This window comes from Micromonospora sp. NPDC005979 (assembly GCF_040614415.1).
In the GTDB taxonomy this organism is placed as follows: Bacteria; Actinomycetota; Actinomycetes; order Mycobacteriales; family Micromonosporaceae; genus Micromonospora.
In genome coordinates this window covers 259,224-274,311 of the sequence record NZ_JBEXUR010000004.1, presented here as the reverse complement: position 1 = coordinate 274,311, position 15,088 = coordinate 259,224, and the positions used below count along the sequence as shown (strand labels likewise).

The window sequence follows — 15,088 nt, the reverse complement described above, 5'->3', positions numbered from 1 at the left end:
TCGGCCGTCGCGCAGGGTACGTGATCGGCTTCAATATTCCCATTGTGTGGCCCATGTCACCGGGACTACCCTCTTGGTGTAGGCCGCTCGCGGCGGCCGACCGGGCCGGCGGCCAGGCCGTCATCACGGCCGGCCGCCCCCGGCACAGCGGTCGCAGCACCCGGCTCGTCCGGCGTGCGCACCCGTGTGGTCGCGCTCACGGCGCAGACCGGCCGCCGCGAGCGCCCCTGCTCCGCACTCCGGGCTCGTCACCCGATGCCGTCCCACCCGTTTCACATCCGTGGACACCTCCGAAGCCCCGGCGCCCTCACCCGACACCACCCGGGCCGGCACCGCGGACCGCAGGGCTCGGCACGGCGTCAGGGACGGCCGACCCAGCCGTGCCGAGGTCAGGGACCAGAGCACCCCCGTCGGCGGTACCGGCCACGGCGTCGGGTCGGCCCGGGCCAGCCGACGCCGCCGTACGCTGCTGCTCCTGCTCGCCCTGACCGCCGTGACGTCGGCGGCGGCGCTGGTGCTCGGGCTGCTGAGTTGGACGCCCGACCCACCCGCGCCGGCCCGGCCGCTGACCGTCGCCGAGGCCGAGCGGCTGGCCGCGATGCGGGTCACCAACCTGCGGGACCTGCGCGCCGGTGTACGCGTCACCGCCGGCGAGGGCGCCGCCCGTACCGAGCTGGTGGGCTGGGTGGACTGGTCGCGTGCCCTGCTCTACCTGGACGTCGGTGGGCCGGGGGCGGGCACCGACCGGGGCCTGGTGCAGAGCGCCGGCCCGGTCCTGGTGGTCCGGCCGGACCCTACGGCCGTGCCCACCCCGGCCGCGCCTCCGCTGGTGCCGCCGACGGACCGCTGGCGGCTGCGTCACCTGACACCCGGCACGCGCCTGGCGTCGGTCCTCGACCTGATCCTCGGCCTCGCCGCCGACCGCCCGGACCCGATCCCGACCGCCGGTGACGCGCGCTGGATCGCCCAGGAGGCGGTCGCGGACGGGACGCTGGACGTCCTCCAGGCGTCGCTGGCCGCCGCGACGCCCACCGCCGTCAGCACCACGGCCCGGGCCAGCACCACGGCAGCCGCCAGCACCACGGCAGCCGCCAGCACCGGTGCCGGCACGGCGGCGGCCGGCAGCCCCGCGGCCCGGTACTGGCTCGACCGGGACGGCCGACTACACAAGCTGGTGACCCGTCTGCCCGGTGTCGGGCCGCTCACGGTGCTCCTCGACCGGATCGACCGCCCCACGCTGCATCCGGTGGACGCGCTCGGCGGTCGACCCGGCCTGCCCCGGGCGCTCACGGAGGCCGAGCAGCGGCGGTGGGACGCGCTGCCGGCCCGGCTGCGCGGCCAGGGCGGCGCCACGCTGACGCTGGCCGCGCCGGTGGGCCTCGAGGTCAACCTGCGGGGCGCCGGTTGGTTGGGCTGGTCCGCCCGTACCGCCTATGTGGCGGTCGCCGACCTGGGCGTACCCGATCGCCGGACCCTCCTGCACCGCGACGCCGCCGGCCTGTCCCGTACGGACGTGCCCGCCGACGCCGGTGGTGGTGGCACGGCCGAGACGCCCGGTCGGCCGCCGTTCCCGGTCCCCGCCGGCACGTGGCGGACCACCCGGTCCGCCCGGGACGACCTGGACCTGCTGGTCGACGCGGCGGTGGCCGCCGCCGACCCGGCGGCACGGCGTGCCGCCCCCGTGCGGGTCCGTGAGGACCTCGCCGACGGGCGGACGGTGGACGTCGTGGAGTTCCGCAGAGGCGCCGCGCGGCTGCGCTACTGGATCGACCGGGACGGGTTGCTGCGCCGGGTGGAGCTGTGTACCGGCCCCGGCGCGTGGGCCCAGCTGGACCTCTCCCCCGCCGTGGTGCCCCGCCTCCCGCCGCCACCGCGCGCCGCCGGTCGACCGCGCGGAACACGCTGACCGGGGGTCAGGGCCGCCAGTCGGTCTGCGCGGCCCACTGCTCGGTCCGCAGGTACTCCTCGTCGAACCACGGGTCGCGGGCCGTACCGGAATCGGCGACGTGCGGCGCCGCGTCCACCAGATCGCGCTTGAGCAGCAGGTACGCCGCCCGTCGATCCGGGTCGGCGCGCAGGTAGTCCCGCATCAGCAGCGCGTACCGCCAGCCGGGCGAGTCCGCCGCCCGTACGTGCAGCCGCACCGGGCGACCGGGGTCGGCGCTACCGTGCAGCCGCTTCTCCCACCGCCCCCGGCCGGCCGGACGCGGATCGTCCCACCAGTGCCCCGGGACCCGGGGGAACCCCGCGCCCGCCAGCCGCTCGGCCAGCGGCCCGTCGGCGTCCGCGAGGCTGGGCACGGCGAGCTGCACGTCGATGACGTCGGCGGCGGCCAACCCGGGCACCGCCGTCGCGCCGATGTGGTCGATCCGCAGATCCGCCGGGGCGACCGCGTGGCGGATCCGGGCGGCCAACCGCCCGTACTGCTCGGGCCAGCTCGCGTCGGCCTCCGCCTCGTCGTCGCGCGCGGGCGGCGACGCGACCCGCCGCTGCCGCAGGTTGTGCTCGTAGGGTCGCAGCCGCTGCCGCCACAGCGTGTCCACGGCGTCGTGCAGCGCCGCCAGACTGCCGTCGTTGGTCACCACCACGTCGGCGACCGCCCTCCGGCGATCGTCGTCGGCCTGCGCGGCGATCCGCCGCTCGGCCTCCGCGCGGGCCATACCCCGGTCGCGCGTCAGTCGCTCCAGCCGGGTCGGCACGGCCGTCTGCACCACGACCACCAGGTGGTACGTCGGCGCGAGCCCCACCTCCACCAGCAGCGGTACGTCGTTGACGACGATCGCGTCCGGCGCCGCCGCCGCGACCAGCTCGGCGGTTCGCGCCCGTACCCGCGGGTGGGTGATCGCCTCCAGCCGGCGGCGGGCGGCCTCGTCGGAGAACACCAGCGCGCCCAGCGCGGCGCGGTCCAACGCGCCGTCGGCGTCCAGCACCCCAGCGGAGAAGGTGGCGACGATCTCCGCGAGGCCCTCGGTGCCCGGCGCGACAACCTCCCGGGCGACCTGGTCGGCGTCGACGAGCACCGCGCCCAACTCCACCAACCGCGCGGCCACCGCGCTCTTGCCCGAGCCGATCCCGCCGGTCAAACCCACCCTCAGCACCAGAACAGTCAACCGGATGGCGGCTCGTCCGCCAAACACGCCCAGCCCGCGATCAACCCGTTGAGGGGGACCCGACCTCTCACGCGCGTCCTTTGCTCTGCTTCAGCCCAGGAGACACCTGCCGTCCGATAATCGGACACCGGCCGTTTCCTCCGTTGAAGCAGAGCAAAGGACGCAAGGTGGTAGGTGGGACGCGGTCGGTGCCCCGGCCCACGGCCCCGGCCCTCAGCGACGTGGTCGGTGCCCCGGCCCCGGCCCTCAGCGACTCCGACTTGAGGTCGACGCGAAGCGGCCGGTAGCCCGCCGCGGCCGACGCCGCCGTGACAACGCGCGCCAACCGCGTGCTGAGCACATGGCGAAGGCCCCGCCTCCGGCGATCCGAGGATCGCGGGAGACGGGGCCTGCCGTCGTTCAGCGGGTCACTTACCGCCGGCGAGCTTCTCCCGCAGAGCGGCGAGCGCCTCGTCGGTGGCCAGGGTGCCGGCCGGCTCCTCGTTCTGCCGGCTCGGGGCCGGGCTGGACGAGGAGGTGGTGCCGCCACTGGCAGCCGGGACAGCGGGGGCCGGGTTGGCAGCGGCCTCGGCGTCGGCGGCGCGAGAGGTCTGCACCTGCTTGGTGTGGGCCTCCCAACGCTGACGGGCCTCGGCGTACTGGTTCTCCCAGGTCTCGCGCTGCTTGTCGTACCCCTCGAGCCACTCGCCCGTCTCCGGGTCGAAGCCCTCCGGGTAGATGTAGTTGCCCTCGGTGTCGTACGTCGCGGCCATGCCGTAGAGGGTCGGGTCGAAGTGCTCCTCGCCCTCGACGAAGCCCTCGTTGGCCTGCTTGAGCGACAGGGAGATCCGGCGACGCTCGAGGTCGATGTCGATGACCTTGACCATGACCTCGGAGCCGACCTGGACGACCTGCTCCGGGATCTCCACGTGGCGCTCGGCCAGCTCGGAGATGTGGACCAGGCCCTCGATGCCGTCGTCCACGCGGACGAACGCACCGAACGGAACCAGCTTGGTGACCTTACCCGGCACGATCTGCTGGATCGCGTGGGTGCGGGCGAACTGCCGCCACGGGTCCTCCTGCGTCGCCTTCAGCGACAGGGAGACGCGCTCGCGGTCCAGGTCGACGTCCAGAACCTCGACCTCGACCTCCTGGCCCACCTCGACGACCTCGGACGGGTGGTCGATGTGCTTCCAGGACAGCTCGGAGACGTGCACCAGACCGTCGACGCCGCCGAGGTCCACGAACGCGCCGAAGTTGACGATCGAGGACACGACGCCCTTGCGGACCTGGCCCTTCTGCAGCTTGTTGAGGAACTCGGTGCGCACCTCGGACTGCGTCTGCTCGAGCCAGGCACGGCGGGACAGCACCACGTTGTTGCGGTTCTTGTCCAGCTCGATGATCTTGGCTTCGAGCTCGCGCCCGACGTACGGCTGCAGGTCACGCACGCGCCGCATCTCGACCAGGGACGCGGGCAGGAAGCCGCGCAGGCCGATGTCGAGGATGAGACCACCCTTGACGACCTCGATGACAGAGCCGCGGACGACGCCGTCCTCGTCCTTGATCTTCTCGATCGTGCCCCAGGCCCGCTCGTACTGCGCCCGCTTCTTGGAGAGGATCAGACGCCCCTCCTTGTCCTCCTTCTGGAGGACCAGGGCCTCGATGTGGTCACCAACCGTCACAACCTCGGCGGGGTCCACGTCGTGCTTGATCGACAACTCACGAGAGGGAATGACACCCTCGGTCTTGTAGCCGATGTCGAGCAGGACCTCGTCCCGATCGACCTTGACGACGGTGCCTTCGACAATGTCGCCGTCGTTGAAGTACTTGATGGTCTCGTCGATCGCGGCGAGGAAAGCCTCCTCGGAACCGAGATCGTCGTGGGTGACCCGGGTGGCGCTCGAGGGGGCCTCGATGCTGCTCGTCATGTGGGCGGTTGCTCCGGTCGGTGGGTTGTCACAGCAGGCTGGTGTGTCGCAGTGACCTGTTCGCGCCAGCGGATCCGCCGCCGGGCACACCGAACGATCGCCTAGTGAGATCATGATGTGGCTCCGACGACCGCGCACCTGCTCCCTGCCGAGGCAACGCGATCCGCGAGCGCATCGTCTAGCCTACCGTGCGCATTACCACAGCGTGCAAGCCCTCCCGCCTCCTCGCCGCGCGATGACCTGCGAAAGCCGAACAATCGCCCGGAAACGACCCCTCCTGTCTCGTAGGTCACAGGGGCCCCAGCCGTCGGCTGGTCACGGGCGGTTTGATCGACTCGGCTTCCTGGAAACCGGGCCATCCCGTCGCCCCGGAGACCCCGATTTCACCGAAGCCGAGTCGATCAAGCGGGCGCGTCGCGCCGATTCCCGGAGATCGTAGACGCGCCGCCGTACCCAACGGGGTGGGTGGGGCCTAGCGTGAGCGGGTGGATGACGACAGCCGGGTGACCCGGCGCGGCGTGGGTGACGCCGAGGTCAGGCGGGCCAACCGTGGCTGGTGGGACACCGACGCCGACGACTACCAGGCCGAGCACGGCGCGTTCCTCGGCGACGTGGACTTCGTCTGGTGCCCGGAGGCGTTGCGTGAGGCGGACGCCCACCTGCTCGGCGACGTGTCGGGACGACGGGTGCTCGAGGTGGGTTGCGGCGCCGCCGCGGCCGCCCGCTGGCTCGCCACCCGGGGCGCGCGGCCGGTCGCCTTCGACCTGTCCGCCGGCATGTTGCGGCACGCCGCCAAGGCGGCCGAGGCCACCGGGGTACGCGTCCCGCTGGTGCAGGCCGACGCGCTCGCGTTGCCCTTCGCCGACCGGTCGTTCGACGTGGCCTGCACGGCGTTCGGGGCGATCCCGTTCGTGGACGACTCGGCGGCCCTGCTCGCCGAGGTGCACCGGGTGCTGCGCCCGGGCGGCCGGTGGGTGTTCTCGGTGACCCACCCGATGCGCTGGATCTTCCTGGACGATCCCGGCGAGGGCGGGCTGAAGGCCGTGCACTCGTACTTCGACCGCTCCCCCTACGTCGAGCAGGACGAGAACGGCGTGGCGACCTACGTCGAGCAGCACCGGACCCTCGGTGACCGGATCCGGGAACTGGTCGGCGCGGGGTTCCGGCTGCTGGACCTCGTGGAGCCGGAGTGGCCGGAGGGACACGAGGGCATCTGGGGGCAGTGGAGCCCGCTGCGCGGACGGCTCTTCCCCGGCACCGCCATCTTCGTCACCGAACGCCCCGCCGACTGACCGAGCCGCACCCGAGCGGCAGTACGAGCTGGTCGCCGACGGTGCCAACGTGGTCGAGCTGAGCGAGCCGTTCGACATGAAGCTGCCGATCGCCGAGATCACGCCATAGTCGTTTCGCCCCGCCGGGGTCGGGTAGCCGGGGGCATGGCCGAACAGAGATTCCACCAGGGCGACCGTGTCTCCTGGTCGGCCCACGGCAGCCGCGCGTACGGCGTGGTGCAGGGCACGATCACCGAGCGGACGCGGATTCGCGGGCGGGCGGTGAGCGCGGCCCCGGACGACCCGCAGTACCGGGTCCGCAGTGACGGCACAGGCCGCGACGTGGCCCACCGCCCGGAGGCGTTGCGTCATGAGCAGAGCTGACGACCAGGGCCGGGACACCTACCGGGAGTTCACCGACGCGGTGAACATGAAGCCCGGTGAGCTGTCGACGTGGCTGGAGACCGACGAGTCGAAGCAGGTCGGTTGGCACAAGGGTGGCCGTACCGGTGGCGGCGAGTCGGTCGGGCACGAGTCCGGCCGGAAGATCATCAACCTGCTCCGCCGCAAGCGCGCCGACCTCTCGGAGGCGGACTACAAGCACATGCGCAAGGTGGTCGGCTACGTCCGCCGGCACATGGCGCAGCGCCCGTCCGGCAACGTGCGCGACACGAAGTGGCGCTGGTCCCTCATGAACTGGGGCCACGACCCGATGAAGTAACGATCATCCGTAAACACTCAAGGTCAACCCACGGGCGACGGAACCCCCACCGGCGACCATCAGTGATCCGCGCTGTTCCAGTCCCGGCCCAAGCCGACCGACACCTCCAGCGGCACCGACAGCGGGTACGCCCCGCCCATCTCGCGCCGTACCAGCGCTTCGAGGACCTCCCGCTCACCGGGCGCGACCTCGAAGACCAGCTCGTCGTGCACCTGCAACAGCATCCGGGAGCGCAGACCGGCGTCGGCGAGGGCGGTGTCGACGTGCAGCATCGCCACCTTGATGATGTCGGCGGCTGACCCCTGGATGGGGGCGTTGAGCGCCATCCGCTCGGCTATGTCGCGGCGCTGCCGGTTGTCGCTCACCAGGTCGGGCAGGTAGCGGCGACGGCCCAGGATGGTCGAGGTGTAGCCGTCCTGGCGGGCCTTGGCGACCACCTGGTGCAGGTAGTCGCGCACCCCGCCGAAGCCCGCGAAGTAGTTCTCCATCAGCCCGCGCGCCTCTTCGGTGCCGATGTTGAGCTGCTGGGACAGGCCGAACGCGCTGAGCCCGTACGCCAGGCCGTAGTTCATCGCCTTGATCTTGCGACGCTGGTCCGGGGTGACCTCGTCGACCGGCACGCCGAAGACCGACGAGGCGGTGGCGGCGTGGAAGTCGGCCCCGGAGTTGAACGCCTCGATGAGCGCGTCGTCCGAGGAGAGGTGCGCCATGATCCGCATTTCGATCTGGCTGTAGTCGGCGGTGAGCAGGCACTCGTACCCCGCACCCACCACGAAGGCCCGGCGGATGCGCCGGCCCTCCGCGGTGCGGATCGGGATGTTCTGCAGGTTGGGCTCGGTGGAGGAGAGCCGGCCGGTGGCCGCGACGGTCTGGTTGAAGGTGGTGTGGATCCGAGCGTCGTCGGAGACGGACTTGAGCAGGCCGTCCACCGTCGACTTGAGCTTGGCGACGTCGCGGTGACGCAGCAGGTGGGCCAGCACCGGGTGCGGCTGCTGCGCGTAGAGCCACTGCAGTGCGTCGGCGTCGGTGGTGTAACCCGTCTTGATCTTCTTGGTCTTCGGCAGGCCCAGCTCGGTGAAGAGGATCTCCTGCAACTGCTTGGGCGAGCCGAGGTTGAACTCCCGGCCCACCGCCTCGTACGCGCCCTGGGCGGCGGCCTTCACCTCGGCGGCGAAGTGCGCCTCCAACTCGGACAGGTAGTCGGTGTCGGCGGCGATGCCGGTGCGCTCCATGCCGGCGAGCACCCGCATCAGCGGCAGCTCCACCCCGGCCATCAGCCGCGCGGACTGCTCGCCGTCCCGGGACAACTCGGCGTCGATGGCGTCGGCGAGGTCGAGGGTGGCGCGGGCCTGGAGCATGAGGTTCTGCTCGGCCACCCCCTCGTCGCCCAGCCCGTCGAGGGTGAGCTGGCCGGTCTCGGGCGCGTCCACCCGCAGCTCGCGGTGCAGGTAACGCAGGGCCAGGTCGGTCAGGTCGTAGGACCGCTGGTCGGGGCGGGCCAGGTACGCGGCGATCTGGGTGTCCCGGGCGATGCCGGCCAGTTCCCAGCCGTGCGCGGCGCAGGCCAGCACGGCGGGCTTGCTGTCGTGCAGCACCTTGGGCCGCTGCGCGTCGGCGAGCCAGGACGCGAGGGCGCTCTCGTCGGCGGCGTCGAGCCCGCTGGGGTCGACCCAGGCGGCCGCGCCACCGGCGCTGGCCAGCGCGAGCCCGGTGATCGAGGCGGTGTGCCGGCGGTTGGGGCCGGTGTCGAGCTTGACCGCGAGCCCGACCGGGGTGCCGGTCGGGGCGTGGGCGTCCAGCCAGGCGCTGAGCGCGCCCGACTCGGTGAGCACCTCGCCGGTCAGGTCGAAGCCGGACTCGGCCTCCGGCTCGACGGCCTCCAGGTACTGGTAGAGGCGGTCGCGCAGGATGCGGAACTCGAGGGTGTCGAAGACCTGGTGCACGGCCTCGCGGTCCCAGCCGGCCCAGCGGGCGTCCTCCGGGCGCAGGGGCAGCTCCAGGTCGGAGACCAGGCAGTTGATCTCGTAGTTGCGGATCACGTCGGCGAGCCGCTCCCGCAGGCTGTCGCCGGCCTTGCCCTTGATCTCGTCGGCGCGGGCGATCACGCCCTCCACCCCGCCGTACGTGGTGATCCACTTGGCGGCCGTCTTCGGCCCGACGCCCGGCACGCCGGGCAGGTTGTCGCTTGTCTCGCCGACCAGGGCCGCGAGATCGCGGTACCGCTCGGGGCCGACGCCGTACTTCGCCTCGATCGCCGCCGGGTCCATCCGGGCCAGGTCGGAGACGCCCTTGCGCGGGTAGAGAACGGTGACCTGGTCGCCGACGAGCTGGAACGCGTCGCGGTCGCCGGTGCTGATCAACACCGTCATGCCCTGGTCGCGGGCCTGGCAGGCGAGCGTGGCGATGACGTCGTCGGCCTCGTAGCCCTCCATCTCGACGACCGGGATCTGCAGCGCCGCCAAGACCTCCTTGACGAGGCTGACCTGGCCCTTGAAGTCGGTCGGGGTCTCGCTGCGGCCGGCCTTGTACTCCGCGTACTTCTCGGTGCGGAAGGAGCGGCGGGAGACGTCGAACGCCACGACGATGTGGGTGGGCTGCTCGTCGCGCAGCACGTTGATCAGCATCGAGGTGAAGCCGTACACCGCGTTGGTCGGCTGACCCGTCGTGGTGGAGAAGTTCTCGACCGGCAGGGCGAAGAACGCCCGGTATGCCAGGGAATGTCCGTCGACGAGGAGCAGGCGCGGCGTCGTAGCTGTCACGGCAGCGACTCTAGTCCGTCGCACCGACAACCCTCGTCGTCGCCTCGCAGACGCGACGAAGCGGCCGGCGATCGCCCGCCGGCCGCTTCGTCGTCGGTGACTCAGGCCACGCCGAGGTACGCCTCCTTGACCGCCGGGTCGTGCAGGAGTTCCTGGCCGGTGCCCTCCTTGACGATCCGGCCGGTCTCCAACACGTACCCCCGGTGGGCCCGCGACAGCGCCTGCTGCGCGTTCTGCTCGACCAGCAGGATCGTCGTGCCCTGCTCGTTGATCCGCGTGATGATCTCGAAGATCTGCTGGATCAGCTTGGGCGCCAGCCCCATCGACGGCTCGTCCAGAAGAAGCAGCTTCGGACGGGTCATCAACGCCCGACCCACCGCCAGCATCTGCTGTTCACCGCCGGAGAGCGTGCCACCGGCCTGCTTGCGGCGCTCGTGCAGCCGCGGGAACAGGTCGAAGACCATCGCCAGGTCCTTGGCGATGTCGGCCCGGTCCTTGCGGGTGTAGGCCCCCATCTCCAGGTTCTCCAGCACGGTCATACCGGGGAAGACGCCGCGTCCCTCCGGCGACTGCCCGATCCCCCGGATCACCCGCAGGTCGGCGCGCAGCCGGCTGACATCGGCGCCGTCGAACTTGATGCTGCCGCCGGAGATGGCGTGCAGCCCGGAGATCGCCTTCATCGTCGTGGTCTTACCGGCGCCGTTCGCACCGATCAGCGCCACGATCTCGCCCTGGTCGACGTGCAGGCTGATGCCGTGCAGCGCCTCGATGCGGCCGTAGAGCAGCTTCAGGTTGTCGATCTCAAGCAGCATCCTCGACACCTCCCAGGTACGCAGCGATCACCTTCGGGTCGTCGCGCACCTCGGCCGGCGACCCCTCGGCGATCTTCTGCCCGAACTCCAGCACCACCAACCGGTCCACCACGCCCATGACCAGTCGCATGTCGTGCTCGATCAGCAGGACGGTGACGCCCGAGTCGCGGATCTTGCGGATCAGCTGGAGCAGGGCCACCTTCTCCGCCGGGTTGAACCCGGCGGCCGGCTCGTCCAGGCAGAGCAGCGTGGGATCGGTCGCCAGCGCCCGGGCGATCTCCAGTCGACGCTGGTCACCGTACGACAGGTTACGGGCCAGGTCGCCGGAGCGACCCTGGATGCCGACGAAGTCCAGCAGCTCGTGGGCCTTGGCCTTGCCCTGCCGCTCCTCCCGCCAGTGCCGCGGCAACCGCAGCAGGGCGCTCGGCACGCTGGTCTTGTGGTTGGCGTCCGCGCCGACCTGCACGTTCTCCAGCGCCGTCATCTCCGGGAAGAGACGGATGTTCTGGAAGGTACGCGCGATCCCGAGCTTGGTGATCTGGAACCGCTTACGGCCACTAACCTTCTCGCCCCGGAACCGGATCTGGCCGGTCGTCGGGGTGTAGACGCCCGTCATCGCGTTGAAGCAGGTCGTTTTGCCCGCGCCGTTCGGCCCGATCAGCCCGAGGATCTCCCCCTCGTAGAGGGTGAAGTTGACGTCGTTGAGGGCAACCACGCCACCGAACCGCAGCGTGACGTGGTCGACCTCCAACAGCGGCTTGCGGCCGTCGACCGGGGTGGCCGGCTCGCTGACGGCCTCGTCCGGCGTCGACGAGGTCTCTGCCGGGCTGCCCACCGTCGTCCGCGCGTCGATCGCCATGTCACGCTCGCTGGTGACGTCGCGCTCGCTACCCATCCGTGGCTCACTCAACGACAGCCACCTCCTTCTGCCGGTCCTTGAGCTCGGCGGCACGCCGCCGGTTCGGCCACAGACCCTGCGGGCGGAAGATCATCACGATGATCAGCAGGACCCCGAAGATGAAGTACCGCAACGACGTCGGGCTGACGTCGAAGTCGTTGCCGAAGACGGTGGCCGTCTCCGGCAGACCGAAGACGTCACCCACCGACCGCAGCCACTCCGGAATGTAGATGACCAGGAAGCCGCCGAGGATCGCGCCACCGATGCTGCCGGCGCCACCGAGCAGCACCGCCGCCAACACCAGAATCGAATTCTCCAGGGAGAACGTGGACGAGTTGACGAAGTTGGCCTGACCGGCCCACAACGTGCCGGACAGTCCGCCGACCGCCGCGCCGATCGCGAACGCCCACAGCTTGAACCGGAACGTCGGCACACCCATCAGCTCCGCCGCGTCCTCGTCCTCACGGATCGCCACCCAGGCGCGACCCACCCGGCTGTTGGCCAGGTTCCGGATCAGGAAGACCGCACCGATGATGACGGTGAGCAGCAGCCAGTAGTACGGCTTGAACTCGAACTGGAAGATGGCCGTCCCGTCCGGGTACTTGCCCGGCGGGTGCCCCACCTGCGGGATGCCCCGGTCGCCGTTCAGGACCCAGTCCTGGTTCTTGGCGACGATCCGGATCATCTCCGCGAAACCGAGGGTCACGATCGCCAGATAGTCACCCCGCAGCCGCAGCGTCGGAGCGCCGAGCAGCACACCGGACAACAGCGCCAGCGCGATCGCGATCGGCACCGTGACCAACCACGGCCACGGGCTCTCGAACCAGTTGTACTCGGTGATGAGCTTGCTCTCCGGCGACGTCAACAACGCCACCGTGTACGCGCCGACGGCGAAGAAGCCGAAGAACCCCAGGTCCAACAGGCCCGCGTAGCCCACCACGACGTTGAGACCGAGCGACAGCAGCACGATCCACGCGCAGTAGAACAGCACCGCGGCCATGTCGTTGCGCGTGGTGTACAGCGGAATCCACAGACCCGGGATGTTCAGGTACTCGTAGAACCACTTGTTCGGCAGGATGTAGAGGAAGGCGAGGAAGGCCAGCAACCCGGTGATCCGGGCGGACTTCGGCAGTCCGTCGACCCGCCGACCGATGGCACTCGAAGCGGAGTGCCAGCGCTCTCGCAGAGCGGTCATGCCCGCGCCCTCCCCAACGACTCGCCCAGCAGGCCGGTCGGCCGGAACATCAGCAGGACGATCAGCACCACGAACGCGATGAGATCCCGCCACTGCGAGCCGAAGAGCGCCGACCCGTAGTTCTCGACCAGACCCAGCAGGATGCCGCCGATCGCCGCACCCCGCAGGTTGCCGATACCGCCCAGCACCGCGGCGGAGAACGCCTTGAGCCCGAGCAGGAAGCCGATGTTGTAGCGGGTGTTTCCGCTCTTCATGTCACTGAAGACGGCGGCGACGCCGGCCATCAGACCGCCCAGCACGAAGACCAGCGCGATCACTCGGCTCTTGTTGACACCCATCAGCGCGGCGGTGTTGGCGTCCTGCGCCACGGCGCGGATGCCCTTGCCGAACCGGGTCTTGTTAACGAACCAGTCCAGCCCGACCATCATGATGATGGCCACGCTCAGCGTCAGCATCTGCACGGGGGTGATGCTCCAGCCACCGATGCTGAACAGCGTGTCAGCGGGCAGCAGGGCCGGCGAGCCGACCTGGCGACGCTGGGTGAGCGTGCCCATCAACTCCATCAGCGCGTAGGACGCGCCGATGGCGGTGATCAGGAAGGCCAGCGGCGGTGCGTTGCGGCGCCGCAGCGGCCGATATGCGGTAACCTCGATCAGTAGCGCGACGCTGCCGGACAGCAACGCGGCCGCCACGATCGCGAGAACGATGAGGAGCAGCGCCTTCCCTACCGACGGAGCGCCGCTGTTGCTGTCGAGCCCGAAGGCCGCCCAGGTCCAGATGGCACCGAACGTGCCGATCATGAAGACCTCGGAGTGCGCGAAGTTGATCAGGCGAAGAACGCCGTAGACGAGGGTGTAGCCGAGGGCGATGAGCGCGTAGATCGCACCCTGCACCAACCCGGTTGTGGTCAGTTCCGGGAAGCCCCGGACGAGTTCTGCAAAGTCCACCGATGCTCCGAAGGGTGTTGCGCTGAGTCGACGCGGCCGGGGTTACGCACCCCGGCCGCATCGGAACCAACTCTGTTCGTCACGCCCTCAAACCTGTGACCCGCAACGGGATCAGGCCTTCGGGATCTCCACGTCAGGAGCCCACGCACCGGCCTTCGCCTTGAAGGCCCACACCTTGACCTGCGCCGGGTCCAGCTCGCCGGTGGGCTCCCACTTGTAGGTCACACCCGAGGCGGAGCCGGCCTTGTTGTAGGTGGAGAGGAATGCCTGGATGTCGGCGCGGGTGGTCTTGCCGGCCTTGATCGCCTCCAGGTAGATGTTGGCCAGGTCGAACGACACGTCCGCGTACACACCCGGGTCAACGCTGTACTTGGCCTTGAAGTCGGTCACGAAGGTGCCCTTGGCCGCGGTGGCGGGGCCACACGGGCAGGTGGCGATGGTGCCCTCGACGTCCTTCTGACCGGTGACCGACAGCATGTTGGCGTCGTTGATGCCGTCACCACCGATGAACGTGCCGGTCCAGCCAGCGGCGCGAAGCTGCTTGAGGAACGGCGCGGCCTCCTCGGTGTAGCCACCGTAGAACAGGACAGCGGCACCACTGGTCTTGACCTTGGAGATCTGCGCGCCGAACTCCTGAGCGTTGTCGACCACCTTGTCGGTGCCGATCACCACCGAGCCGAGGCCCTTCTTGACCTCGTCGGCCAGACCCGCGCCGTACGCCGACTGGTCGTCGATGACGAACGCCTTGTCGGACTTCAGCACGTTCTTGATGTAGCTGGCGACCGCCGGGCCCTGGGAGAAGTCGTTGCCCACGCCGCGGTGGAAGACCTTCCAGCCCTTGGTCGACAGGCTCGGCCGGGTGGCCGACGGGCTGATCACGGCGAGACCCGCGGTGTCGAAGATCGGCAGTCCGACCTCGCTCTCACCGGAGAACGCCGGACCGATCATGGCCACGATCTTCGTGTCGGCCGCCGCGCTCGTCGCGAGGCCACCGGCCAGGTCGGCCTTGCCCTGCGAGTCGAACGGCTGAACGGTGACCTTGCAGTCCGCGTTCTCCGCGTTGTACTTCTCCACGGCCAGGTCGGCACCCTGCTTCATCGGGGTGACCAGGCCGGCGTCGGCGCCCGAGAGCGCCCCGAAGAAACCGATCTTGAGGTCGCACGCCTTGCTGGCGGAACCACCCGACGTGCCCTCGTCCTTCTTACATGCGCTGGCGCCGCCGGCAACAAGCGCCACGATGGCGACGCTGCCGAGGACGCGCACGAAGTTTTGCCTCAAGGCTGGAACCCTCCTCCGTCCAGAAGCCCGGTGGCGCCTCGTAGAACGCCAAGGCCACACCGGACCGGACCGTTCACCCGGTCTGGGGCGGGACGTTATCCCACAACCACTACTCCCCGTAAGGTGTCGTAGGCGGCGTTGACTCAACCGTTACCAGAAGCGGAAAAGCTCGCGTTTAGATGTCACATCG

General features: G+C 70.3%; 12 protein-coding genes. 4 read left to right on the top strand and 8 right to left on the bottom strand.

All coding sequences use genetic code 11. From position 1 onward, the window contains the following. Positions 1 to 280 precede the first annotated feature (280 nt). A complete protein-coding gene (locus tag ABZ272_RS10140) occupies positions 281 to 1,906 on the top strand; it encodes a hypothetical protein (RefSeq protein WP_355049558.1) in 1,626 nt (541 codons plus the stop codon). A 7-nt stretch (positions 1,907 to 1,913) separates the two neighbouring features. Here the strand turns inward: ABZ272_RS10140 and coaE are convergent, their stop codons facing one another. Together coaE and rpsA are read right to left on the bottom strand one after the other, a co-directional pair. Then, a complete protein-coding gene (gene coaE / locus ABZ272_RS10135; RefSeq protein ID WP_355049557.1) occupies positions 1,914 to 3,098 on the bottom strand; it encodes a dephospho-CoA kinase in 1,185 nt (394 codons plus the stop codon). 419 nt (positions 3,099 to 3,517) lie between these two features. Then, the gene (gene rpsA, locus ABZ272_RS10130) at positions 3,518 to 5,017 is read right to left on the bottom strand and encodes a 30S ribosomal protein S1 (RefSeq protein WP_355049556.1); all 1,500 of its coding nucleotides are present in this window, start codon (positions 5,015 to 5,017) and stop codon (positions 3,518 to 3,520) included. Positions 5,018 to 5,502: 485 nt separating this feature from the next. Here rpsA and ABZ272_RS10125 point away from each other — a divergent pair, with 485 nt between their 5' ends. The 3 genes from ABZ272_RS10125 to ABZ272_RS10115 all read left to right on the top strand — a co-directional run bounded on the left by ABZ272_RS10125 (position 5,503) and on the right by ABZ272_RS10115 (position 7,009). Beyond that, positions 5,503 to 6,309, top strand: a complete 807-nt coding sequence (locus ABZ272_RS10125; RefSeq protein ID WP_355049555.1) for a class I SAM-dependent methyltransferase — start codon at positions 5,503 to 5,505, stop codon at positions 6,307 to 6,309. Between the two features lie 144 nt (positions 6,310 to 6,453). Then, positions 6,454 to 6,672, top strand: coding sequence for a DUF2945 domain-containing protein (locus ABZ272_RS10120; RefSeq protein ID WP_355049554.1), 219 nt, complete (start codon positions 6,454 to 6,456; stop codon positions 6,670 to 6,672). After that, positions 6,659 to 7,009, top strand: coding sequence for a DUF3140 domain-containing protein (locus ABZ272_RS10115; RefSeq protein WP_355049553.1), 351 nt, complete (start codon positions 6,659 to 6,661; stop codon positions 7,007 to 7,009). The genes ABZ272_RS10120 and ABZ272_RS10115 overlap by 14 nt, the downstream gene beginning before the upstream one ends. A 59-nt stretch (positions 7,010 to 7,068) precedes the next feature. Here ABZ272_RS10115 and polA read toward each other — a convergent pair whose 3' ends face one another. From polA to ABZ272_RS10085, 6 genes are all read right to left on the bottom strand, one after another. Then, entirely contained in the window at positions 7,069 to 9,768 is a 2,700-nt protein-coding gene (gene polA, locus ABZ272_RS10110; protein ID WP_355049552.1) for a DNA polymerase I, read from the bottom strand. Positions 9,769 to 9,869: 101 nt separating this feature from the next. Continuing rightward, entirely contained in the window at positions 9,870 to 10,580 is a 711-nt protein-coding gene (locus tag ABZ272_RS10105) for an ABC transporter ATP-binding protein (RefSeq protein WP_355049551.1), read from the bottom strand. Continuing rightward, positions 10,570 to 11,490, bottom strand: a complete 921-nt coding sequence (locus tag ABZ272_RS10100) for an ABC transporter ATP-binding protein (RefSeq protein ID WP_355049550.1) — start codon at positions 11,488 to 11,490, stop codon at positions 10,570 to 10,572. The genes ABZ272_RS10105 and ABZ272_RS10100 overlap by 11 nt, the downstream gene beginning before the upstream one ends. After that, on the bottom strand, positions 11,483 to 12,673 hold the full coding sequence (locus ABZ272_RS10095; RefSeq protein ID WP_355049549.1) for a branched-chain amino acid ABC transporter permease: 1,191 nt from the start codon (positions 12,671 to 12,673) through the stop codon (positions 11,483 to 11,485). Before ABZ272_RS10095 ends, ABZ272_RS10100 begins: the two co-directional genes overlap by 8 nt. Continuing rightward, positions 12,670 to 13,620: a branched-chain amino acid ABC transporter permease gene (locus ABZ272_RS10090; protein ID WP_355049548.1), complete on the bottom strand. Its 951-nt coding sequence runs from the start codon at positions 13,618 to 13,620 to the stop codon at positions 12,670 to 12,672. The genes ABZ272_RS10095 and ABZ272_RS10090 overlap by 4 nt, the downstream gene beginning before the upstream one ends. 111 nt (positions 13,621 to 13,731) lie before the next feature. Beyond that, a complete protein-coding gene (locus ABZ272_RS10085; RefSeq protein WP_355049547.1) occupies positions 13,732 to 14,898 on the bottom strand; it encodes a branched-chain amino acid ABC transporter substrate-binding protein in 1,167 nt (388 codons plus the stop codon). Positions 14,899 to 15,088: the final 190 nt, after the last annotated feature.